The sequence below is a fragment of the Rhodococcus sp. 27YEA15 genome, from assembly GCF_049739425.1.
Taxonomy (GTDB): Bacteria; Actinomycetota; Actinomycetes; order Mycobacteriales; family Mycobacteriaceae; genus Rhodococcus_F.
This window is the reverse complement of record NZ_JBMHHW010000001.1, coordinates 3,160,133-3,180,092: the sequence shown is the minus strand read 5'-3', so window position 1 is coordinate 3,180,092 and position 19,960 is coordinate 3,160,133. Positions and strand designations below refer to the sequence as shown.

The following is a 19,960-nucleotide window of genomic DNA, read 5'->3' as shown; positions in this document are numbered from 1 at the left end:
GCACGGTGCTGACTTATCCCGCACGGGAGTAGAAAAAATGAGCAATGAACGATCGAGTTTGACGACGGCGGAAGCTTTGTCGGCGTACGAGAAGGGATTGCAGGCGGCTGGATTCAATCAACCGGTAATCGACCAGTTGATCATCCATGCGTCGCAGCACTTCGTTCTCGGACATGGGCGTCGTGGCGAGGATGGATCTTCGCAGGGCGTGCTCACGGTTCTCGTCGACGGCAAGGAGTTGTCGAGCAATGCGTAACACCATTCGAACGATCGCCCCTGCTGTTCTTGATCCCTTCGGCATGTCCGGGAATCGCGCCGCACGGCGCCACCCCCGACGCGACCCTGAAGGTCACCCGAAGCCGGCACCTTCACCCGAGCCTGCTCCGACGCCAGATCCGGCCCCGAAGCCTGGGCCCAAACCGGCACCCGAGGGTGACGACTGGGCCTCGCTCTTCGGGGGCATGACGCCGGCCGAGGTGAAGGAGAAGCTCGATCACTCCAGGAAGTGGGAGACGCGGGCGAAAGACAACCGCGATGCTGCCGAGAAGTGGAGCCAGATCGAGAAGGCATTCACTGGCGAAGGCGGAGACACCCCGCCTGACCCGGCGCAGCTCGCAACCGAGTTGACTGCCGCACAGCGAGAGATTCGCGACACGAAGATCGAAAACGCCGTGTTCCGTCTCGCTCCAGGCCATTCCGCCAACCCTGGCGCGTTAATCGACTCCCGATCGTTCATGGCTCAGCTCGATCAGCTCGACCCGTCTGCCACCGACTTCGCCGACCAGGTGAATGCGGCGATCGTGACGGCTGTAGCCGCAAATGCGGCCCTGGCTACATCCCGTGGCCCACTACCGAATCCGCAACAGGGGAACCCTGGCAATCAGCGACCCGCCGCCGGAAAAGCCGCGGGTGATGACGAGGCTGACCGCAGATTTGGGCCCCAAGACATAACTACTCACCCCTGAAAGGGGATGCACGATGACGAGCGTTGCTGTTCGTACGACCGACTACCAGTCGGAGAATCGTTCGTGGCTTCTGTCCGCGCACGGTACCGATCCGGGAACCAATCCGAGTATCACGCTAGATGTCTCGAAGTTCACGGCGGCTACCCACTTCCCGAAGGGCTACATCCCGTCGGGCGTTGTGATCGCAAAGATCACCGCGACCGGCCTGTATGGGCCGTTCGACAAGGCTGCCACCGATGGCCGCCAGACCAACGCTGCGCACCTGTTCGGGTCGCTGAACGTGGTCGGCCTGACCAAGGTCGGCGGCGCCGCAGTCGTTCACGGTTTCGTGAAGGAATCTCGCCTACCCGCTGGTCACGGCCTCGTTGCGGAAGCGAAAGAGCTTCTGCCCCTCGTCCACTACACGGCCTGATAGGAGCTGAACTGATGGCTATTTTCTTCGATGCTCCGGTCGCACCGGACGCTTTGACCACTCTCGTTCGTCGTGTTCCCACTCCGGCGGGTAACACGTTGTCGACGATCTTCCCGACCGTCTACAGGGAGTCGAACACCATCGACTTCGCCGAGATCGTACAGAAGAACCGCACGGCGAAGTACCGTGCATTCGACGGCCGGATCCACGTTTCTCAGCGTGACATCGGGTCGGAGAAGCGCGTTCCACTGGCCCCGCTGTCTTCCTCGATCGGCGTAGGCGAGTACGAGCGCCTGCAGATCGAGTTCGCGCGAACGCAGGGCACGAACAAGGCCGCTCTGGCGAACGCGATCTACAACGACGGCGAGAACCTCACTCGCGAGATCCTCAACCGCGTGGAGCTCGCATGGGGTGACGTCCTAACCGACGGCAAGCTGTCGATCAAGGATGACGGTTTCGAGAGTGAAGCGGACTACGGGCTGCCGGCGAATCACTCGGTGACCGCAGGGACGGTATGGAGCAACCTTGCCGGATCGACCCCGCTCACCGACATCTCGTCGTGGACTGACGCCTGGGTCGACACCAATGGTGCCGCGCCCGGTAGTTCGCTGACGTCGCGGCGCGTGCTGCGACAGCTGCAGCGCAACAAGGAGATCATCGACGCGGTGTACGGCTCGACGCAGGGGCGCACTCGGGTGACCATCACCGAGCTGAACGACCTGCTCGCCGCAGAGGGCCTGCCGACCTTCCGCGAGGCGTACGACACGCAGCTCAGTGTCGATGACGTCAACACTCGCGTCCTCGCCGATGATCGCGTGACGTTCCTGCCGGAGAATCCCGCCGACCTTGGTTTCATGGCCTACGGCCTGTCGGCGACGGCACTGGAACTGCTCGACGCCGGCAAGACGGACTATTCGTTCAGTGATGCTCCCGGCATCGTCGGCGTGGTCATCAAGGATGGCCCTCCGTTCCGGCAGTTCACGTTCGTCGATGCTGTCGGTCAGCCGGTGCTGCAGGATGCGAAGAAGCTGCTGACCGCCAAGGTTCTCTGATGGCTCGCCTGATCACGTTCGTGCATGTTGCGGACGAGTCGGGCGTCGGTCATGCGTTCGGGCCTGACGACGCGGTTCCTGAGTGGGCGGCGAAGAAGATCACGAATCCGGATGTGTGGGATTCAGTGCCCGCGGTACCGGATGTGGCGCCCGAGCCGAAGCGTCGTGGTCGTCCGCCCAAGCCTGCTGCTGATTCCGAATGACATAGGGGAGGTGCCGATCTGATGGCATGGACGATTCCGAAAGATGTTCAGGACCGCTGGATCGGCACCCCGCCCGAAGTGTCGGACGAGGTTCTGGCGGTGAAGATCGCGGATGCGGAGGATGACATCCTTCGCGCGGACCCGCAGATAGATGACCGCATCACCTCTGGCGTGCTGCCGCTGATTCGGGTGAAGAAGGTTGTCGCCCGAATGATTATTCGCCACCTGCAGAACCCTGAGGGTGTGCGTAGCGTTCAGCAGGGTGCGGGTCCGTTTCAGACGTCCACGACGTACGGCGGGGACGAGCCCGGGGCGTTGACGCTCACGGACGACGATCGTGAAGAGTTGGGCATCCCGAAGCGCAGAACGCGGGCGTTTTCTGTCGGTATGACGCCGGATTCCGCGTACCAGCATCGCGTGACCGACGGCGGGTGGTACAGGTGAAGGAGTTTCCCCGAGCGCACACGATCGGGATCCGCCGCTTCCGGCAGTCCGAGGAACTCGATGCCGGCCGTAACCGGAAACGCTTCTGGTCTGATCCCGAGCCGACCAAGGTTTACGGATACGGGTCGAGGTCAGACTACGGGATGTCCGAGCCCAGTCAGCCGAATCGAGACCTGATCGTCGAAGGTCTGGTGGTTCTGGCACCGCCGGAGGTGTCGATCAGCGGCATGGATCGAGTGGTAATTCCTGGCTATGACCATGATTTCGAGGTCGATGGCGAGGATTCGGATTGGTCGAAAGGGCCGTTCGGATTCATGCCTGGGCGCTCGATCGCACTGAAGAAGGCGGAGAACTGATGAGTGGACCTGACATCGTCTGGAATCCCCATGCACTCGAGCAGTTGCGCCGGGATGCGACCACGATGGCGCAGTTGCACCGCATCATGGTGGGTGTCCACAATGCTGTCGGAGGTTCGGCGGCAGGATACGAGCTCAGTTCCGTGCAGGGCGCGAAGAAACCGCAGGGTCGTGGATTCGTGTCTGTCGCCGCGGTGACCGTGGAAGCGAAACGGTCCGAGGCGAAATATAACAACCTGATTCGGGCGGCGGGTAGTGCCCGTGGTTGAGATCATTTCTTTCGATCCTGTCGAGGAGCTGGTTGCCGCTTATCTTTTCGACCGACTCGGTGACGGCACGCCGGTATCTACTCGAGTTCCGGTGCCGCGGCCGAGCAGGTTCGTGACCGCTCGCGCCGCAGGTGGCGGTGACCGTAACCTGGTCCTATCCTCACGCATGGTCATCTTCCAATGCTGGGATGACGACGATGACGGTGCTCGACGATTGTCGGAGCGGGCGTTCTCGATTCTGAAAGCGGCTCAGCGTGACCGCGAGGAACCGGCCATCAGGCAGGTAACGACGATCGGTGCGCCGCAGTCGTTCCCGGACCCCGACACGTCAATGCCCCGCCATCAATTCACACTCCAGTTCGACATCCGGGGACGCGTTACTCGCTAACCCTCGCTACACCCTTTCGCAGGCCCGGTCCACACCGCCTGAAAGGGGCATCTCATGGCATCCACTGCCTCCAACGTCCTCACCGCAGAACCGCTCGTCAGCGGAGTTGTGTTCCGTAACCGTCTCGGCGCCCCCGCCCCCGGTCCTGCAGGTTCTGCACTGACCGCCGACTGGGGCGACCACGGCTACGTCGGAGAGGACGGCATCACTGAATCTGAGACTCGCGACACGACCGAAAAGAATGCTTTCGGTGGCGCAGTGGTCAAGATCCTGCAGACCAAGTACGGCCTGGTGTTCAAGTTCAAGCTGATGGAGTCGAAGAACGCGACCGTTCTCAAGACTGTTTTCGGTGAGAGCAATGTGAACATCGCGGGCAACGTGATCACGGTCAACAAGAACAAGAAGACCCTCCCGCACTCGAGCTGGGTGATTGACACTGTCGACGAGGACACCAACGTCCGGAACTACATCCCGGACGGCCAGCCCAAACTCGTCGGTGACCGCGTGTACGTGCACACCGACACGATCTCCTACGAGGTCGAGATCACCTCGTTCGAGCTGGCCGGCAACAACGCTGTCATGACCATCAGCTCCGCCGACGGCTCTGTAACGAAAGTTCTCACCCTCCCGGCTGGTTCGACTGCGGGCACCTGGAATGTGTACGTCGATGGCGAGACCACGGCCGGTATCGCGTTCAACCCGACTGCGGCTGCGGTGAAGTCGGCGCTCGAAGCGCTTCCCACTGTCGGTGCCGGAAATGTCGATGTCACCGGTTCTACCGGTGGCCCGTTCACGGTCGTTTTCAAGAACGGTGCCGGTGTTGTCACTGCATCCGGCTCCGGTCTCACTCCGTCGGGCACCGTCACGGTCGCCTGACCTGAATCTCCCGCCCCGTGAGGTGTTTACACCATTGGACCGGGCCTGCCCTTCACGGGGCGGGATACCACGGGCCCGTCCTCCCACTTTTTCCCATTCCGCGATTGAAAGGCCTGGTCCCTCATGGCAATTATCAGCATCACCCCCGCGCATGACCCGTCGGTCATGCTGGAGTTCGAGATTCCGATAAAGGGTCGTCAGAACCCACTGTTTTTCACAGTCCCGAAGATGCAGTATTTTCCGCTGCCGAAATCTCGGGAGTTCAACGAATGGGTGAAGCCTAGGACTGTTGACGACAATGGCGAACTGCTGCCGGTGCCGTCTCATCGATCTGGGCGCGAAATCATTCTGAAGATGCTCGAACTCAACGTGTCCACGAAGGATTACGCGATCCTCGAGAAGCTCACTGACGGTGAACTGCTTGAGATTGATCGGAACTGGGAAGAGCATTCCAAGGTGACTCTGGGGGAATCCTCAGCCTCCTCGGATACCTAGAGGACGAGGAGGTAGCCCAGGCGGTCCAGGCTGATCTGCTCCCTATGGGGCGGTCGCTGGACTTCCTGGGCACCGCGAACATCTCATGGTGGGATCTGCGGTGCATCCTCAAGTACCCCCCACCGGGCGGCGCGATTTCTCGTACTGCTGACCCTGATCATCACTGGGATCTTCACGCGCACCTGCTGGCCGCAATATCTGATGGCATCCAGGCCGGGAACTGGCAGCGTGGCGGCGACAAAAAAGCGAAACGCCCAGAGCAGCTACCTCGACCCGGTGTTACTCCACCGGAGTCCACGAAGCCGAAGACTTCGCTACCAGCATCGGAGCTTCGGAAACGGCTCAAGGTCGACAACCGGCCACCACCGCAGGAGTTGGCGGGGCAACCCGAAATCCTCGACGTCGAATCGACAGAAGTGTTCGACAAGCCTGGCACGCCGAAGCTCACCGAACGTGAAGTCCTGTCGATCCGGGCACTCGCGGCAGGTGGCTGCACATACGCGGACCTCGCGAAACTCTTCCACGTCTCACGCTCCACGATAGGCCGGATCGTGACCCGAAAAACGTGGAAACACCTCGACGACAACTGAATACTTGGAGGTGACCATGGCGGGCGGTATTGAACTCGCAACCATGTACGTCCCGATCGCTGCCCGCACCGACGGTATTCCTGCGGCAGTGTCGAAGTCGCTGGGCAAGGTCGTCCAGCAGGGCGACAAGGCTGGCGAAAGCCTCGGCTCTCGCATGGCGGCAGGCCTCGGGAAGACGTTCGCGGTCGGCGCTGCCACTGCTGCGGCGGCCGGATCTGTTGCTGTGGGAACAGCTCTGACGAAGGGCTTCCAGCGTCTCACGGCTATCGACGACGCTGAGGGCAAGCTCGAAGGTCTCGGGCATACGAGCCTGTCCACGGCGAAGATCATGGACTCCGCTCTCGCATCCGTGAAGGGTACGGCGTTCGGTCTCGGTGAGGCTGCCACGATCTCGGCGTCCGCTGTGGCGGCCGGTATCAAGCCGGGCAACGATTTGACACGCTATCTCTCCATTACGGCGGATGCGGCGACGATCGCAGGTACGTCCATCGAGGAGATGGGCGCGGTCATGAACAAGGTTCAGACCAAGGGCAAGGCCTACACCCTGGACCTGAATCAGCTTGCTATTCGCGGTATCCCGATCTATCAGATGCTCGCGAAAGAGATGGGCGTATCGCAAGAGGCGCTGACAGACATGGTTGCAGCGGGCCAGGTGGACTCGGCAACCTATCTGCGCGCGATCGAGAAGAATCTCGGCGGTGCCGCCCGCGCCGGCAACACTGTCTCCGCGGCCTGGTCGAACACCATGGCTGCGATGGGCCGCGTTGGTGCTGCGGCGCTGAAGCCTACGTTCAGCCGGTCTGCGGATTGGCTGAAGGGTGTTACCGGCGGCATCGACACGATCACCCCGAAGGTTCAGGCCTTCGCGGAGATGCTTGATCATCGAATCTTCAACATGGCGCTGCCGAAGTTGAAGGAATTCGGAGAGGCCGGCAAGGAAGCGTTTTCGGCCTTCATGGATGACAACGGTGGTGCGATCGGCAACAACTGGGATCGCTTCAAGGCCGCCCTGTCGGACATTTGGGAAACGGCGAAGAATCTGGGCGCACCGCTGATGGCGATTGCGTCTTCCCTCGCAGCCGCTCAGGCCGCTCTGGGCGTCGGCGTGTGGTCGGTGTTCCTCAGTCTGCTGGAGTCGGCGTCGTCGATTCTCGATGCAACTTTGGTGCCAGTGCTCAACGGTCTCGCTTCAGTGATGGGAAATAACCAGGGCGCGGTTGTAGCGCTCGCGGGTGCGTTCATGCTGTTCAAGACCATTCCGGCGCTCATGGCGAGGATCGCTCCGTCGATGGCAACGCTTCAGGCGGCATCGGTGAAGACCGCTGCCGGGGTCGCTGCGGGCGCGGGTGGTTTGACTCGCTACCAGAGCGCGTTGCTCTCAACCCGGACTGCCATCAGCGGCACGGTTACCGGGCTGCGTGGATTCGGTGATCAGATGCGGGTGCAGCAGTCGCTGGCTGCAGCGTCGGGCACTACCGTTGGCCGTCTCGGCGCGGCCATGGCGTCCATGCAGGCGCAGGCGCCAGCTATTGGCCGGATGGGCGATGCGTACCGGAGTGCGACACCTGGACTGACTGCATTTGCATCATCACATCGGACCGCGGCGGCTGAGATGAAAGCTCTCGCGCTCCAATCCAGGGGTTTTACCTCGACGGATGCAATTGTCCGTCAGGGCGTTCATGGAACGGCCGCAGCCATTGGGCGACTAGGCAGTGTCGCTGGAGGCATCGGTGCGGCGGGCATGTCCGCCATGGGCAGTGCAGTTGGTGGGCTAGCGAAGGGCTTCGGCTCCATCGTCGGCGCCCTCGGTGGACCAGTCGGCGCAAGCATTCTCGCCGCGGCATTGATTGTTCCGCAGGTAATTTCGGCTGCCAAGAACTGGGATGCCCAGGCTGATATCTCGGCGAAGACCACTGACAAGCTGACGGAATCTCAGCGGAAGATGGCGCGTGCCTTCACTCAGTCGAAGGGCGCTGTCGATGACACCATTTTGTCTGAGGCCACGAAGCAGGCCGACGCTCTTATTGGCAAACTAGAGCAGGCCGAGGATGCGAAGCCTGGCTTCTTTTCGCGGCCAGTCGAGGCGTGGAAGAACCTTACGGGAACCTTCAGCGGCGAGTATCAATCTGGGACGAAGGAGGCTGATGCGTCCCGGGAGGCCGCCGCACGTGCGGGCGCTGCTCGGGCGGCGCTGAAGGAGTTGGGGATTGGGGCCGAGGAATTCGGTCAGGCACTCTCTGGCACTACTGTTGAATGGCGCAATTTCTACGATTCTGCACTGGCGTCCGGGAAGGTCACCTCGGAAACTGCGGGCGAGTGGCATTTCGCGCGCGCCCGCCTGGAGTCGGTCAGAGATGCGGCCAAGCGCGTTACGCCTGGAATCTATGAAATAGCTGAGGGTTTCAAGGTTTTGGGTGATGCGGCGTCCACTACGTCACAGAAGGCGTCCGCGTTCAAGTCTGTGATGGATGCGATCGCTGGCGTGCCGCCGGATCTCGGAAACGCGATGTCGTCCTACAACCAGGTGATTCGCGAAGCCAAGAAGCTGATCGAGGAGCCGTGGGATCTGTCGAAGGGCGCTCTTGGTGGGGCGCTGATTGACAAGACGACAGGAATGGTAAACACCGCTACCGAAAATGGTGAGCAGGTTCGCGGGATAATCCAGGGGATCACCAGAGAGTCAATACAGCTCGTTTCCGCTGGCGGGAATGTAAATGAGGTAGTCGGATCGAATGCCGAGCGGTTTAAGGAGCTCGCGGAATCGGTCAACCTCACCGACGTTCAGATGTCAGGCCTCCTTGAGAAGGAAGGTTACCTAGAGCGGATACTCTACGCTGGCGCCGCACTGCAAGGCCTTGATGATGTCGCCCAAGGTATCGGCATGGTCAAGGCGGTGCTCGATGAGCTGAAGCCTGGTGAGCCGAAAGAAATCCCGATCGAACTCCTCAACGACGAGAAGGTGAGGGCGAAACTCGAAAGCCTCGGCGTCGCTATCAAAGAGACGCCGGACGGGCTGAACTACAAGCTGACGATGGACGATCAGGCGTCCGAGAAAATGGCGGCAGTGGTCGGGGAGGCGGAAGCGCTTCGAGACCTTAAGGCAGTCGTTAAGATCGACGCCGACACCGGCCAGCTCAAGATAAAAACCGGTGAAGCCAAGGGGCTTATCGACTTCATCGCTGAGCAGAAGCCGGCACCGGGCGTCACTCTGAATCTGGATGAGCTGAAGAAAAACAAAACCATCACGATCCAGGATATCGAGGAACTGTCCAAAAAGGTCGCCAACCCGAAGGCGCTCCTCGAAGGGATACCGAAGTTCATCACCGATGCGGCGCAGGCGAAAGCCGCACTGGCTGAGCTGAAAGACCGCACAGTCAGGGTGACCATGACTGCCGTGAATGCAGGAATCACGGCAGGATTGGGCGTGTCGGGAAACTGGCTTGGCTCTCGGCTCCCACGCAATTCCACCGGATCGAGACTCCCAACTACTGGACCTGGCACGGGAACTCGCGACGGGATCCTCGGGATCGGCTCGGACGGGATACCTACGTCATGGGTCGACAAGGGGGAGTGGATCGTTAACGGCCGCTCGTCTGAGAAGTGGAATTGGCTGTTGGGGATGATCAACCGGGATGACTCCCGGTTGGAGAACCTGCCGCGCTTCTATGAGGGTGGCCGCAATGGGATCGACAAGGCGCTCGATGCGGGGCGTTCGGTCTCGGGCAATAAATATCTGTGGGGCGGTACCGGTCCGACGCAGTTCGACTGCTCGGGTTTCGTGGGCTGGCTGCAGCAGATCGTCATGGGCATTACAGGCTCTGTGAAGCGGCTGTACACCACCTATGATTTCTTCAACGGTGGTGGCGGTGTCGCGGGGCTTCAGCCTGGCCTCGGGCCTTCGGGGACAGCCTTCCAGGTTGGTGTCAGCAAGGAGCACATGGCGGCGACTATCGACGGTCAACCTGCCGAGTCTGGCGGGTCGATGGGCTCGAGCGGTATCGGCCCGCAGTGGGCTAGTGCCACGCATCCGCAGTTCAGTCGGCATTTTCACCTACCCAACGCTCTCATTGACGGGTGGGATGGCGTCACTCGGAGTTACGGCCCCGACGTCGATCCCTGGACGGAGAAGGACGCTCTGGCGCTCGAGTCTGCCCGGGTTGCGGTCATCCAGGCGAAGGAGGCTCGGGACAAGATTCATGGGAATGACAAAAAGTCCCAGGCTGATCGCGACCAGGCGAACCTGAAGGTTCAGCGTGCAGAGCTGAAGGTTCGCGATCTCGAAGCCAAGCGTGACGGCAAGGGGTCTGCGTCGGCAATGTCGGGGGAGCCTGCCCCGCCACTTTCCGGCGAGATGGGTGAGGCGGCGATCTCGCTGCGGAACGCTGAAATCTCCGTGATCGATGCGCAACTGTCTCGGGACAAGGTCTACAACGATCCCGAGTCGACGTCACTGGACAAGGAAAAGGCCGATATCTCCGTGTATTCGGCGCAGAACTCCCTTGCTCAGGCGCGGAAGAAAGCAGAGGAGGAAGAGGCAGACAACGGCGGCGGCGAGTTTTCTCTGAAGGATCGGCTCAAGAAGTACGGGTCCGATCTGGTGGGGATCGCGGTGGATTCGGCACTGGAAATATTCGGCATCAACTCTCGTTGGCTGGATATTCCGATTCCGGAGTTCAAGACGCCGAAGCCGGGGTCGACGTTGCCGGATACTTCGGCAGCGGAGTCGTTGCGTAATCCGCTGGGAGATTTCCCGACGCGCTCGTTCCCGCAGAGCGAGCTCGACAATCAGCTACCGGTCACGATCGGTGCGAAGAATTGGGCTGAGGATTGGCTCAAATCGCTACCGATCAAGTTGTACGACCAAGGCGGAATGATCCCGCATGGTGGCCTGGCGTTGAACAAGTCAGGCGCCCCGGAGCCGGTGTTCACGAATGCCGAGTTCGCGAACATCGCTCGGATCGCGAATCTGGACACTGTGGCCGTAGGCCCGAATGCCGGTGGCGGAAACGACTACTCGATCAACATCAATAATCCGACATTCTCTGACGGCATGGCCGCTGTGAACAGTGCGCAGCGAGCCCAGGGGCGGCAGATGATGCGGCATGCAGGGAGGCCCTACTGATGATCAGTGTCGGCAGGAGGTCGTTATGGCGTCGATGACGATCAATATCCATGGCACGGATGGGAGTTTCTGGCCTGTCCACGGCGATGGTGCGGGGTCCGAGGGTGTGGACTTGGGGGCCGATCAGGTGAAGGGCCTGTTCGACTCCCCGGTCCGCACCTCGTGGGTGGCTGCGAACGCACAGTCCGGCGGCACGATGAAGGGGATGTGGAACGACTGGCGCGATCTCGCGCTAGGGTTTCACGTCTCTGCCGATCGGGTTGCCGGCGGGGATCAGGAGGATATCGATTCCCGCTTTCGGCAGGCGTTCGACTATCGGGTGGATCAGTGGGATCACGACGCGAAACTAGCGTGTATCGAGGTCATTTCGGAGAACTCGACACGGTTCCTCGATGTGCAGCTGTATGAGCAGCCGGATTTCGACCCCGGGATCGACCCGCTCGTTGTGGAGTACTCGAATCCGATTATTCCGCTGCGAGCGGGGCAGCCGCACTACTACGAGGACGACTACATCACGAAGTGGTCGACCGGCAGTTCTTCGGGTACCGGCCTGATTGAGGTATGGAATCCGACGGATCAGCCGATGCGTCACAAGTGGATTGGGACTCGCGGGAACTGGATTCTCCCTGATGTGTCGTGGGAGGGTCCGCCGAACAATCGTCGTCCGGGCGTATCGAAACTATCGGGGCGCAATGACGCGAACCGGTCTATCGTGATGCCTCCGATTGGAGCTCTCGAAGGCGGTTTCACGGTCGATCTGGATCCGATGAAGCTGATGGTCCGCGATGCTGCGAACACCAACATCCTGGGCCGCATGCCGGTGCCTGGACGGTTCTTCGAGTACGTCATACCACCGAAGACGCAGAAGCAAATGCTGCGGGTTTCGGTGACAAACGCGCCGGCCGGTGGCGCGATGATCCAGCTGGTGCAGCCGCGTCGTTGGTCGCGGCCTATCGGCATGCAGTGACAGGAGGTGGATGTCGGTGACTGTGATTGATCACGGACTGTCGCTACAGGAGCAGTGCGAAGCGATCTGGGCTGCTACTCGGGCCGAGGAGCAGCGGGAGCAGAACCTCCAGCAGATTCCGCCCGTCGCACTATTGCATGACGGCGAGATGCGTCTTCAGCATCTCGTGCAGGCGGAGTACGGCGGAACGTTCGATCTGATCGAGGGCGATACCGGGCCCGGGCAGCTGGAGCATCCACTCGATCATCCCGTGGGGCAGTGGCTCTGGGATGAGTGGGGCCGCATGCAGCGCGGCGAGAAACGGAACGTCAACATCACGGTCGAGTACACAGGCTCACGGTGGGGAGGACTGCTCGAGTACGCGGAACTGGAGAAACGCGAGAACGGCGATCAGGTTGTCGTAGCCACGTTCTCGAGTGACTACGAGCGGCTCAAGTGGTACACCGTCTGGTCGAACAGTTTCTTTAGCGAGCACTTTCAGGCTCCTCGCGTGTTTATTCTGCCGGGGCCGATCCCGTGGGTTCTGTCCACAATGCTCGACCTGCAGTGCCACCGCGAGCGTAACTCGACGTGGGCGATGCCGGATGATCCGATGGACCCGGCGAACCGCACCAGCCTCGACCAGTCCACCTGGTCTCTGGTGGTCAAGCCACTGAAATTCATGGATTCCATGAACTCCGGCGCCCTGTGGGGGATTGCGGGATCCCGGTTCAAGAATTTCCATGACATCGCGAAAACGATGATGCAGGACGGCGAGATCACTCCGGTGCTGCGCCGCTACATGCATGGCGACCCGCCTCCTTGGCCTGGGGCAAATTTGCGCCACGGGACGGTGGTGGTGTCGTTCGAGGATCGCTCGGGCCGGTTCACGGGCACATCTCAGGGCGGCACTCGCTTCGGCGGCCTAGCGCTGACGGTCGAAAAGTTCATCGGTGATTTCATCGACAGCACCTCGCAGTTGAAGACTGACACCACGATTCCGGTGGAGTACTACGAGCCGGGCAACAAGCGGCAGCAGAAACAGTTGCCGTTCGCGGTGTGGCGTGACGGTGAAGAGACCGGGCTTGACATGTACCGGTTCCGGAAAACTCCGTCCAAGGGCATACAGGTCGTCACGGGCGGCCAGTCCATGCCGGGCGTCAATGAGTTGATCTCGGCAACCGTGCAAATGCTGGGTGATCTGACTGCGATGATTCCGGGCGTGCCGCCTATGGGTGGTGTCGCCGACGCCGTGTTGAAGCCGTTCTACGTCGACACCGTGCTCGCGTGGATGGTCGCGAGGTCCGCGGCGCGAGCCAATAATCAGGGTTGGACAAGATATTTCGAGTACTTCCAGGATGGCGCGGGCAAGGCGTACACGATCTCCTCGCTCATGGTTCTGAGGGCCGGCGTTTATGCCACCCGATCGTATGAGTCCATCGAGTTCGGTGCCCGAGACGCAGCACCGTTCCTGATCGGGGAGGCCGGCCACGTATGGCTCGGTGATCGTGCTGGCTTCACGATGCAGAACGACAAAACGGGTCGCATCTACATCGACAGAATCTCCAAGGTGGGGCTGTCCTGGTCGCGTGAGCAGCCGGTCACTCGCACGATCACGATCGGTGACGGCCGCGCACTTGCAGATCCGGTGCAGCGGGCATGGGAGCGCATCGAAGCATTCGCTACCTCACTACAGCAGCTGGGAGTTTGAACATGGATCAGCAGGGAGTATTCCGCGGTAAGGCTTTCGATGAGTGGCCCGCATGGGAAGGCCGCGGGCTCCCGGTTCGCGAGAACTGCGATCTACGTAATCCGCGCCAGGCGTTTCTGTGGATGTTCACGGGCATGCCTGGCGTGGTTGGCGCTCCGCTGATGCTCGGTACCGAGTACTGGGAGATGCAGTCGTGGCGTATGTGGATACTCGGCGCCCGGCCCTCGGCGAAACCCACATTGAAATATCAGCCGTCCTCGAATGCACTGGAGGACAGGTGGACTGCGCAGGGTGATTGGGTACCGATGGACACCCCTGATCCTCCCCGGAGTTCGTGGGAGGAAATTGTCGCGCAACTACCTCACTCTGATCGCGCCGAGCTTAAGCAGGTGGTGCTCGAAAAGATGGGGTTCGAGGATGTTCCCGAACCGTCTACGCCTGTCGGGCATATGCGTGTCAGTGAACTCGCATCACGTCTCGATGTTGATGCAGACGAGGTGGTGGCGTTGCTCGAAAATTTCGGCATGTCTGTAGACGTCGATGCGTATGTCGGCCGCGAGATCGGCGATCGACTCGTCGCACATCTGGGCCTGTAACTCACTCTTCTGAAAGGGGAGGCCATGAGCTTCCGAAGCTACAAAGGCAACACCATCACCGAGGCCGGTTGGCGGATCTGTGACCGCAACGAGTGCGAGATCGTCAACACCGCACCATTTATGAATACCGCGCCACTCCGTAAGGGTGCGCCCGCGATCATCCTTGGTGCGCTCGCGAAGTACCTGCACGAGAACGTGCGCCCGTTCACCTCGCCAGTATGGGGGTGGTCGGCCGAGAACTCATTGGCCGACTCGAATCATCTTGGCGGCGTGTCCCTCGACTTCTGGGCACCGATCCGACCGATGGGCAGATACACGATGCCCGCCAATGAGGTTGCTGCCACCAAACGAGGACTCGAGCTATTCCCCGAAGTCTTCTGGGGACGCGCATGGACTGGCAACCCCGACGAGATGCATTTTCAGATGCGCTACCGAGAAGGTGACCCGCGCAACGACGCCGGCGTACGGCGCATCGTCGGCGGCGCACCTTCTCCGACGCCGCCAACGCTCGCGCCGTCCGTCTCACGTCCGACGCTCATGCGAGGCGCGACCGGCGTCCATGTGAGCTACCTACAAGCGCTTTTCAATCGGGCGTATCCGCTGTACTCGAAACTTGCCGTGGACGGCGATTTCGGGCCGGCGACTGAAGCCGTCACCCGCGAGTTCCAGCGCCGCTCAAACCTCGCCGCGGACGGCATTGTCGGACCCGCCACATGGCGAGCGCTGGGGGTGAAATGACTGTCGCACTGTCAATCTCCGCTGTCGTGCTCGGTGGTAGCGCACTGCTCCTATGGGCGTTGTGGCGCTGGGCAACCGGACATGCACTCATTGCCCACCGTGACATTCTCGAGCGAAGGAACACCTGAACATGTCAAATTTCATCACCTCCAAATTCTGGGCCGACTCGACGGAACGCGCCGTGAAGACCGCGGCCCAGGCAGCGCTAGGTGTCCTCGGCGCCGGCGCTCTCGGCGTCCTGGATGTCGACTGGGCCAACGTGGGCTCGGTGGCAGCCCTGGCGACTGTGGTGTCGCTGCTGACCAGTCTCGCGTCGGGTGCCAAGGGCGATTCCGACTCTGCCAGCCTGATCGACTGAGCCCGTGACGTGGCTCACCGATAATCTCGGCGAGTTCGGTGTCGGCGCAATCGCTCTCGCGCTCCTGTCATGGCTGCTCAATCGCCGCAGGAACCGTGCGGATACATCGAAATCGGAATCCGAGTCGGACAAGCTCAGCGCCGAGTCAGCGCAGATCATCGCGAATACTGCGGTGATGCTGGTCGAGCCGTTGAGCGTCCGGCTCGGAAGCCTCGAGCAGCGGGTGCGGACGCTCGAGGATGAGAACGAGCGCAAGACGAAACTGCTGGATTCCGCGATCCGTTTCATCCGGGAATTGCTGGGGTGGATCGAGCATCACGCCCCAGGGTTCCCACCCCCGCCAATTCCACCCGATCTCGAGAGTGAGGTGCAGTCGTGACCGCGCCTGATGGTTCGATCCCCGAGGGGTCTCTCGGCCGGGGCCTTTTCCGTGCGCAACAGGTGCAGACGGAGGAGGAAGCGAAAGCCAGGATCACCAACGGTGCGATGGGGAGGTGGCAGGGTGCGCAGAACTCGCATCGGCTGAATGTGCGGATGCCACTGGAGCAGCAGTTGGCGATCATTACGAATCACGAGGCCCGGATCACGGCTGCAGAAGAGGCAGTGAGGCAATCGATTCTGCAGGGTGAAGCGGTACGGTTCGATGGGCATTCGGGGTGGTGGCGTCCTCCGCAGGATTTGATTTATGCGGAGTTGATTGGTGTTGCTGCGGGTGCTGGCGGCGCGGCGGGGTCGTGGAACCTTGCGCCGGGAGGCCAGCGCGGAGGGTCCGGCGGCGGGGGTGGCGGTCAACGAAACTTGAGCGGCATCACCAGAATATATGCGGATCTTCTACCGAAAACTGGCGATGATTACGACTGGATTTACGTCACCATCTATGCGGCAGGCAATGGTGGTACGGGCTCCGGTGGGGCTGGCTCTGCGGGCGGAAACATTGTTTTCGGATCGAATCTTGCGCAACCGCTGGTAGTTTTCGAGGGCGGTTTCGGTGCTGCGGTTGGTGACACTATCCCAGCTGTCAGCGGTAAGGGTGGCAGCGGCATGGTGCCCGGCGGCGATGGAGGCTATGGTTCTCAGACTCCGCAGTCGAATGGTGCTGGCGGAACGAATGGTGAATCATCCATCTCCCCATACGATTTCCTCGGCGGGGGTGGTGGCGGTGGCGGCGGCGGATGCGCTAACCGTTCGAATGCGGGTACCGGCGGCGCTGGTGTGGCTACCACCGGTGGCGGTCCGGGGCAGCCTGGCGTGTCACCAAACCCGATTATCGCGGCGGGTGCTTCCGGTGGTGGTGGTGCCCGGAATGCCGGCGAGTCCGGTGGTGCTGGTGGATTCCCTGGCGGTGGCGGCGGCGGGGGTTTCGGTGGAGGGCTGAACAGTTTCTCGTCAGGCGGTAAGGGCGGCGAAGCCCGGCTTTGGGTGATCGAAACTCGCAGGGCGGCTACCTGATGATTGTGAATCTGCGCGTACTCACTACATCCGGGATATGGGTGAAGCCGGCCAATCTTATTTCGATCGGCCGGGTTGTTGCTCGTGGCGCTGGCGGTGGTGGTAGTTGGCCGTCAGGGAACGGCCCCGGTTATGGGGGCGGAGGGGGAGCATCCGCGTACACGAAAACGCCTATCGGGGAATGGGAGCTACCTGATGAGGTGGAATACCAGGTTGGGCTTGCGGGTGTTGGCGGGGGTGCCGTGAACCGTAGTGGCGGCGACGGTGGAGACACTTGGTTCGGCAATTTTATTCGCGTAGGCGGCGGTCAGGGTGCTACTACGACGATGCGCGGCATGGGTGGTTTCGGCATGTATCGGGGCGCTCATGGTGGGCAGGCCGGTCAGCCTGGCGAGTCCGCATCGTCGGGGCCGGTGGATTTTTCTGCTGGTGGCGGTGGGGGTGCTGGTGGTGGCGGATTTTCGGGAGGCATGTCGGGGCATGTGCCGGCTGGTCGTTCGTATCCGGATCTGTGGCAGACCTCCCAGTGTGGCGGCGGCGGATCTACTGGTAATGCGGGCGGTTTTCCCGCTGGGGGTGGTGGCGGTGGTCAGTCCCCGAGTTTTGACGGCGGCAGGGGTGGCGGCGGGCTGCTGACGCTTATCGAATACATTTCGGAGGGATAGACATTGGCTACAGCATTTTTGGTTGACCGCGACGACATTACGTTCGCTGGTCCCGCGAACCATTACAGGCTCGACCCGCCCCTCGCGGGGCATACCGACATCATTATTTTCATTTCACCCGGATATGGGCCAGCGAAACCATCTGCAACGATCGTGCCTAAACGCACAGATGAGACACCGATGATTAACGTCGCGTTGCCTGGTTCGTTCACGTTGCATGGCGACGATTCCACGATCGACGACGCAGCGGCGTTCGCGCTCGTCCTGGCTGGCGGCTACGAGATTGTGGTGCCCGATCCGGTGGTCGACGACAGTCCCGCCGAGATCGACGAACCCACAACCGAAGAGCCCGAACCAGAGTCGGAGCGACTACCCATCCGGGTGCACGCCCTCGCAAAAGAACTCGGCACCACATCCACCGAACTACTCGAAACACTCCAAGACCACGGCCACGACATCACCAGCGCATCATCCAACGTCGACCCAGACACCGCCGACATCATGCGCGACATCTACGGAAAGGGGAACTGATGGCAGGCTGGCGACCCATCCGCGAGGCCATCGACCTCACCAAAGGCGCGGACTGGATCTACTCCCGAGACCGTGACGACGGCCCATTCCCTACCAATACGGTCATCGAAATCAAATGGGCATCCGGAGCGACCTGGCCCGCCACCATCGCGGGCAGTCGAGCAGCCTGGCGGGTCGAATCCGAAGTCGCAGACCTTATTCCAGAGAACACCGAATACACGATCTTCGTCCGATACCCCAACCTGACCACCTCCACATTCGACGACTACGCCTGGAAGATTGGGCGCTGCCGTCGAACTCAAGTCAAATCCTAAGGACATGCCATGCCAATCATTTGCCCCGTAGCATCCGCCAACGCCATCGCGTCCGACTTCGCGGCCAAGGGAAACACCTTCTCGCTGCACACCGGAAACCCCGGCGCTGCAGGAACATCCAATGAAGCATCCGGCGCGGGTTACGCCCGTCAGACGGGAGCATTCGGCACAGCCGCTCTTGGTGCCACGCAGACCGCGCAGATGGTATTCCAGGTGGCCGCGAACACCTATACCCACATGTGCCGGTGGAGCGGTACGACACTCATCGAGATCATCGACAACCCTGACATCACCATCTCGCCCGCCGGCGAAGCGAAGGTCACGCACAAGATCAGCATCCCGTACGTAACGACAGCTCCGTAGCCATGACGTTCCCGGCCCCTGATATCGGGGTAGCCCGTTTTCCGGGCCCGGACGCTGGGCTGGCCGCGTTCCCGCCGTTGCCGATCCCCGTGTTTTTCATCGACTCCGAAACTGTCGTCGACATTCTGTCGTCGAGTGTCGTGATTGGGGTTCCGTGGCATCAGGTCGAAACGGTGGTCGATCTAGGATCGTCGGTGATCGCGGTCCCGTCGGTAATGATTCTCGCGCAGACGTCCGTGGATGTCCTGTCGACCGTTCAGCAGGTCTTCGACGTCGTGGTCTCCGAGACGGTCGTGGACATCCTGTCCACATCGGCTGTCACTCCGTCGCCGACGGCCGCGGCAGGCACTGTGGTCGATATCGGGTCCGCAGTAATCCTGGCTGGACTGGCAGCGGTTGTAGTCTCGCAGACATCCGTGGAGATCGAGTCCGACATCACCTCAGTGCCGACGACGAGCTTCACGGGGACGAGCACGGTGGATGTGAACTCAACATCGACAGCCGTCCCGGTGGGTGTCATCAACTCGACTACGTCTGTCGACATCACGTCTGCGGGCACAATCACCGCATTCACCCCGTCCGGGATGACGAAAAACGGCGATCTGCAACTTTTCGACACGCCCAACAAAAACGTCACCGGCTGGACTGCGGATCCCGGCTCGACGGTCAGCGGGAACGGCGTGGTCGCTCGGGGTAACAAGTCGGATGCGGTGGTACAGGCTGCGTTCTCGTGGCAGAACGACTACAACGGCGCAACGACGATGACGTTCCGCATCCTGAAGAACGGCGTTCAGATTCACCAGTTCACCTCGGCAACGTCGACCCCGAACGCGGTCACGAACACCCCAATGTCCTCGTCGCCGCCTTTTGCGGTGGCAGTGGGTGACGTAATCACGGTCACGGCCAGATCGTCCGTGAACAGCGGCTACTACACCATCAAGGGTGGCGCGGCCACGTACGTCCGCATCACCTGATCGACAAAGCCCCCACCTCATCGCGAGGTGGGGGCTTTTTGTGTTTTAGCTGCGCTTCGTACGCTCCGCATCCCACCGGTCGATGGTTTCCTCAGTCCAGCCGCGAGCATCACCAATCATCGCGTCAGGCTCCGGCAGATCGT

At 61.3% G+C, this 19,960-nt stretch carries 26 protein-coding genes; 25 read left to right on the top strand and 1 reads right to left on the bottom strand.

Annotated elements, in window-relative coordinates:
* Window positions 1–37 precede the first annotated feature (37 nt).
* The 20 genes from ABH922_RS14965 (at window position 38) to ABH922_RS14870 (ending at window position 16,970) form a co-directional block, all read left to right on the top strand.
* Window positions 38–256, top strand: a complete 219-nt coding sequence (locus ABH922_RS14965) for a hypothetical protein (RefSeq protein ID WP_424807666.1) — start codon at window positions 38–40, stop codon at window positions 254–256.
* Window positions 249–965 carry a hypothetical protein gene (locus ABH922_RS14960; protein ID WP_424807665.1) on the top strand — a complete coding sequence of 239 codons (717 nt, stop codon included), beginning with the start codon at window positions 249–251 and terminating at the stop codon, window positions 963–965. Before ABH922_RS14965 ends, ABH922_RS14960 begins: the two co-directional genes overlap by 8 nt.
* Window positions 966–978: 13 nt before the next feature.
* Window positions 979–1,377 (top strand): head decoration protein, encoded by a 399-nt coding sequence (locus ABH922_RS14955; protein ID WP_424807664.1) that lies wholly within the window; start codon window positions 979–981, stop codon window positions 1,375–1,377.
* A gap of 14 nt (window positions 1,378–1,391) precedes the next feature.
* Window positions 1,392–2,429, top strand: coding sequence for a major capsid protein (locus tag ABH922_RS14950; RefSeq protein ID WP_424807663.1), 1,038 nt, complete (start codon window positions 1,392–1,394; stop codon window positions 2,427–2,429).
* Window positions 2,429–2,632 (top strand): hypothetical protein, encoded by a 204-nt coding sequence (locus ABH922_RS14945; protein ID WP_424807662.1) that lies wholly within the window; start codon window positions 2,429–2,431, stop codon window positions 2,630–2,632. The genes ABH922_RS14950 and ABH922_RS14945 overlap by 1 nt, the downstream gene beginning before the upstream one ends.
* Before the next feature lie 21 nt (window positions 2,633–2,653).
* Window positions 2,654–3,076 carry a Gp19/Gp15/Gp42 family protein gene (locus ABH922_RS14940; RefSeq protein WP_424807661.1) on the top strand — a complete coding sequence of 141 codons (423 nt, stop codon included), beginning with the start codon at window positions 2,654–2,656 and terminating at the stop codon, window positions 3,074–3,076.
* Window positions 3,073–3,432: a hypothetical protein gene (locus ABH922_RS14935; RefSeq protein ID WP_424807660.1), complete on the top strand. Its 360-nt coding sequence runs from the start codon at window positions 3,073–3,075 to the stop codon at window positions 3,430–3,432. The genes ABH922_RS14940 and ABH922_RS14935 overlap by 4 nt, the downstream gene beginning before the upstream one ends.
* Window positions 3,432–3,701 carry a hypothetical protein gene (locus ABH922_RS14930; protein ID WP_424807659.1) on the top strand — a complete coding sequence of 90 codons (270 nt, stop codon included), beginning with the start codon at window positions 3,432–3,434 and terminating at the stop codon, window positions 3,699–3,701. The genes ABH922_RS14935 and ABH922_RS14930 overlap by 1 nt, the downstream gene beginning before the upstream one ends.
* Complete coding sequence (locus tag ABH922_RS14925; RefSeq protein ID WP_424807658.1) at window positions 3,694–4,089, top strand: hypothetical protein; 396 nt, start codon at window positions 3,694–3,696, stop codon at window positions 4,087–4,089. The genes ABH922_RS14930 and ABH922_RS14925 overlap by 8 nt, the downstream gene beginning before the upstream one ends.
* A gap of 54 nt (window positions 4,090–4,143) precedes the next feature.
* Window positions 4,144–4,965, top strand: coding sequence for a hypothetical protein (locus tag ABH922_RS14920; protein WP_424807657.1), 822 nt, complete (start codon window positions 4,144–4,146; stop codon window positions 4,963–4,965).
* Window positions 4,966–5,088: 123 nt separating this feature from the next.
* Window positions 5,089–5,460: a hypothetical protein gene (locus tag ABH922_RS14915; protein ID WP_424807656.1), complete on the top strand. Its 372-nt coding sequence runs from the start codon at window positions 5,089–5,091 to the stop codon at window positions 5,458–5,460.
* Between the two features lie 44 nt (window positions 5,461–5,504).
* Window positions 5,505–6,050, top strand: a complete 546-nt coding sequence (locus ABH922_RS14910; RefSeq protein WP_424807655.1) for a hypothetical protein — start codon at window positions 5,505–5,507, stop codon at window positions 6,048–6,050.
* Between the two features lie 16 nt (window positions 6,051–6,066).
* On the top strand, window positions 6,067–11,172 hold the full coding sequence (locus ABH922_RS14905) for a tape measure protein (protein WP_424807654.1): 5,106 nt from the start codon (window positions 6,067–6,069) through the stop codon (window positions 11,170–11,172).
* 25 nt (window positions 11,173–11,197) lie between these two features.
* Entirely contained in the window at window positions 11,198–12,139 is a 942-nt protein-coding gene (locus ABH922_RS14900) for a hypothetical protein (RefSeq protein ID WP_424807653.1), read from the top strand.
* Window positions 12,140–12,155: 16 nt separating this feature from the next.
* Window positions 12,156–13,829: a phage tail protein gene (locus ABH922_RS14895; protein WP_424807652.1), complete on the top strand. Its 1,674-nt coding sequence runs from the start codon at window positions 12,156–12,158 to the stop codon at window positions 13,827–13,829.
* 2 nt (window positions 13,830–13,831) lie between these two features.
* Window positions 13,832–14,425, top strand: coding sequence for a phage gene 29 protein family protein (locus ABH922_RS14890; protein ID WP_424807651.1), 594 nt, complete (start codon window positions 13,832–13,834; stop codon window positions 14,423–14,425).
* Between the two features lie 24 nt (window positions 14,426–14,449).
* Window positions 14,450–15,163, top strand: coding sequence for a peptidoglycan-binding protein (locus ABH922_RS14885; protein ID WP_424807650.1), 714 nt, complete (start codon window positions 14,450–14,452; stop codon window positions 15,161–15,163).
* A 130-nt stretch (window positions 15,164–15,293) separates the two neighbouring features.
* Entirely contained in the window at window positions 15,294–15,521 is a 228-nt protein-coding gene (locus tag ABH922_RS14880; RefSeq protein WP_424807649.1) for a holin, read from the top strand.
* 4 nt (window positions 15,522–15,525) lie between these two features.
* Complete coding sequence (locus tag ABH922_RS14875) at window positions 15,526–15,900, top strand: hypothetical protein (RefSeq protein WP_424807648.1); 375 nt, start codon at window positions 15,526–15,528, stop codon at window positions 15,898–15,900.
* A 62-nt stretch (window positions 15,901–15,962) separates the two neighbouring features.
* Window positions 15,963–16,970: a hypothetical protein gene (locus ABH922_RS14870; RefSeq protein WP_424807647.1), complete on the top strand. Its 1,008-nt coding sequence runs from the start codon at window positions 15,963–15,965 to the stop codon at window positions 16,968–16,970.
* Window positions 16,971–17,158: 188 nt separating this feature from the next.
* Here ABH922_RS14870 and ABH922_RS14865 read toward each other — a convergent pair whose 3' ends face one another.
* A complete protein-coding gene (locus tag ABH922_RS14865) occupies window positions 17,159–17,338 on the bottom strand; it encodes a hypothetical protein (RefSeq protein WP_424807646.1) in 180 nt (59 codons plus the stop codon).
* On the opposite strand from ABH922_RS14865, the gene ABH922_RS14860 reads away from it, so the two are divergent.
* The 5 genes from ABH922_RS14860 to ABH922_RS14840 are packed head-to-tail and all read left to right on the top strand — an operon-like array spanning window position 17,337 to window position 19,817.
* The gene (locus ABH922_RS14860) at window positions 17,337–17,606 is read left to right on the top strand and encodes a hypothetical protein (protein WP_424807645.1); all 270 of its coding nucleotides are present in this window, start codon (window positions 17,337–17,339) and stop codon (window positions 17,604–17,606) included. The two genes, ABH922_RS14865 and ABH922_RS14860, sit on opposite strands and share 2 nt — an antisense overlap.
* 32 nt (window positions 17,607–17,638) lie before the next feature.
* On the top strand, window positions 17,639–18,166 hold the full coding sequence (locus ABH922_RS14855; RefSeq protein ID WP_424807644.1) for a translation initiation factor IF-2 N-terminal domain-containing protein: 528 nt from the start codon (window positions 17,639–17,641) through the stop codon (window positions 18,164–18,166).
* Window positions 18,166–18,480 carry a DUF7264 domain-containing protein gene (locus ABH922_RS14850; protein ID WP_424807643.1) on the top strand — a complete coding sequence of 105 codons (315 nt, stop codon included), beginning with the start codon at window positions 18,166–18,168 and terminating at the stop codon, window positions 18,478–18,480. Before ABH922_RS14855 ends, ABH922_RS14850 begins: the two co-directional genes overlap by 1 nt.
* A 9-nt stretch (window positions 18,481–18,489) precedes the next feature.
* Window positions 18,490–18,843, top strand: coding sequence for a phage tail fiber protein (locus ABH922_RS14845; protein ID WP_424807642.1), 354 nt, complete (start codon window positions 18,490–18,492; stop codon window positions 18,841–18,843).
* A 2-nt stretch (window positions 18,844–18,845) separates the two neighbouring features.
* The gene (locus ABH922_RS14840) at window positions 18,846–19,817 is read left to right on the top strand and encodes a hypothetical protein (RefSeq protein ID WP_424807641.1); all 972 of its coding nucleotides are present in this window, start codon (window positions 18,846–18,848) and stop codon (window positions 19,815–19,817) included.
* Window positions 19,818–19,960 lie beyond the last annotated feature (143 nt).

Excerpts from the sequence above, each read along its gene's own strand:
- ABH922_RS14955 (WP_424807664.1), top strand. The coding sequence starts at position 979 with ATGACGAGCGTTGCTGTTCGTACGACCGACTACCAGTCGGAGAATCGT.
- ABH922_RS14965 (WP_424807666.1), top strand. The coding sequence starts at position 38 with ATGAGCAATGAACGATCGAGTTTGACGACGGCGGAAGCTTTGTCGGCG.
- ABH922_RS14845 (WP_424807642.1), top strand. The coding sequence starts at position 18,490 with ATGCCAATCATTTGCCCCGTAGCATCCGCCAACGCCATCGCGTCCGAC.
- ABH922_RS14880 (WP_424807649.1), top strand. The coding sequence starts at position 15,294 with ATGTCAAATTTCATCACCTCCAAATTCTGGGCCGACTCGACGGAACGC.
- ABH922_RS14865 (WP_424807646.1), bottom strand. The coding sequence starts at position 17,338 with ATGAGCGCCCCGATACATGCCGAAACCACCCATGCCGCGCATCGTCGT.
- ABH922_RS14945 (WP_424807662.1), top strand. The coding sequence starts at position 2,429 with ATGGCTCGCCTGATCACGTTCGTGCATGTTGCGGACGAGTCGGGCGTC.
- ABH922_RS14960 (WP_424807665.1), top strand. The coding sequence starts at position 249 with ATGCGTAACACCATTCGAACGATCGCCCCTGCTGTTCTTGATCCCTTC.
- ABH922_RS14920 (WP_424807657.1), top strand. The coding sequence starts at position 4,144 with ATGGCATCCACTGCCTCCAACGTCCTCACCGCAGAACCGCTCGTCAGC.
- ABH922_RS14950 (WP_424807663.1), top strand. The coding sequence starts at position 1,392 with ATGGCTATTTTCTTCGATGCTCCGGTCGCACCGGACGCTTTGACCACT.
- ABH922_RS14905 (WP_424807654.1), top strand. The coding sequence starts at position 6,067 with ATGGCGGGCGGTATTGAACTCGCAACCATGTACGTCCCGATCGCTGCC.
- ABH922_RS14910 (WP_424807655.1), top strand. The coding sequence starts at position 5,505 with ATGGGGCGGTCGCTGGACTTCCTGGGCACCGCGAACATCTCATGGTGG.
- ABH922_RS14900 (WP_424807653.1), top strand. The coding sequence starts at position 11,198 with ATGGCGTCGATGACGATCAATATCCATGGCACGGATGGGAGTTTCTGG.
- ABH922_RS14860 (WP_424807645.1), top strand. The coding sequence starts at position 17,337 with ATGGTGGGCAGGCCGGTCAGCCTGGCGAGTCCGCATCGTCGGGGCCGG.
- ABH922_RS14850 (WP_424807643.1), top strand. The coding sequence starts at position 18,166 with ATGGCAGGCTGGCGACCCATCCGCGAGGCCATCGACCTCACCAAAGGC.
- ABH922_RS14930 (WP_424807659.1), top strand. The coding sequence starts at position 3,432 with ATGAGTGGACCTGACATCGTCTGGAATCCCCATGCACTCGAGCAGTTG.
- ABH922_RS14840 (WP_424807641.1), top strand. The coding sequence starts at position 18,846 with ATGACGTTCCCGGCCCCTGATATCGGGGTAGCCCGTTTTCCGGGCCCG.
- ABH922_RS14915 (WP_424807656.1), top strand. The coding sequence starts at position 5,089 with ATGGCAATTATCAGCATCACCCCCGCGCATGACCCGTCGGTCATGCTG.
- ABH922_RS14885 (WP_424807650.1), top strand. The coding sequence starts at position 14,450 with ATGAGCTTCCGAAGCTACAAAGGCAACACCATCACCGAGGCCGGTTGG.
- ABH922_RS14890 (WP_424807651.1), top strand. The coding sequence starts at position 13,832 with ATGGATCAGCAGGGAGTATTCCGCGGTAAGGCTTTCGATGAGTGGCCC.
- ABH922_RS14940 (WP_424807661.1), top strand. The coding sequence starts at position 2,654 with ATGGCATGGACGATTCCGAAAGATGTTCAGGACCGCTGGATCGGCACC.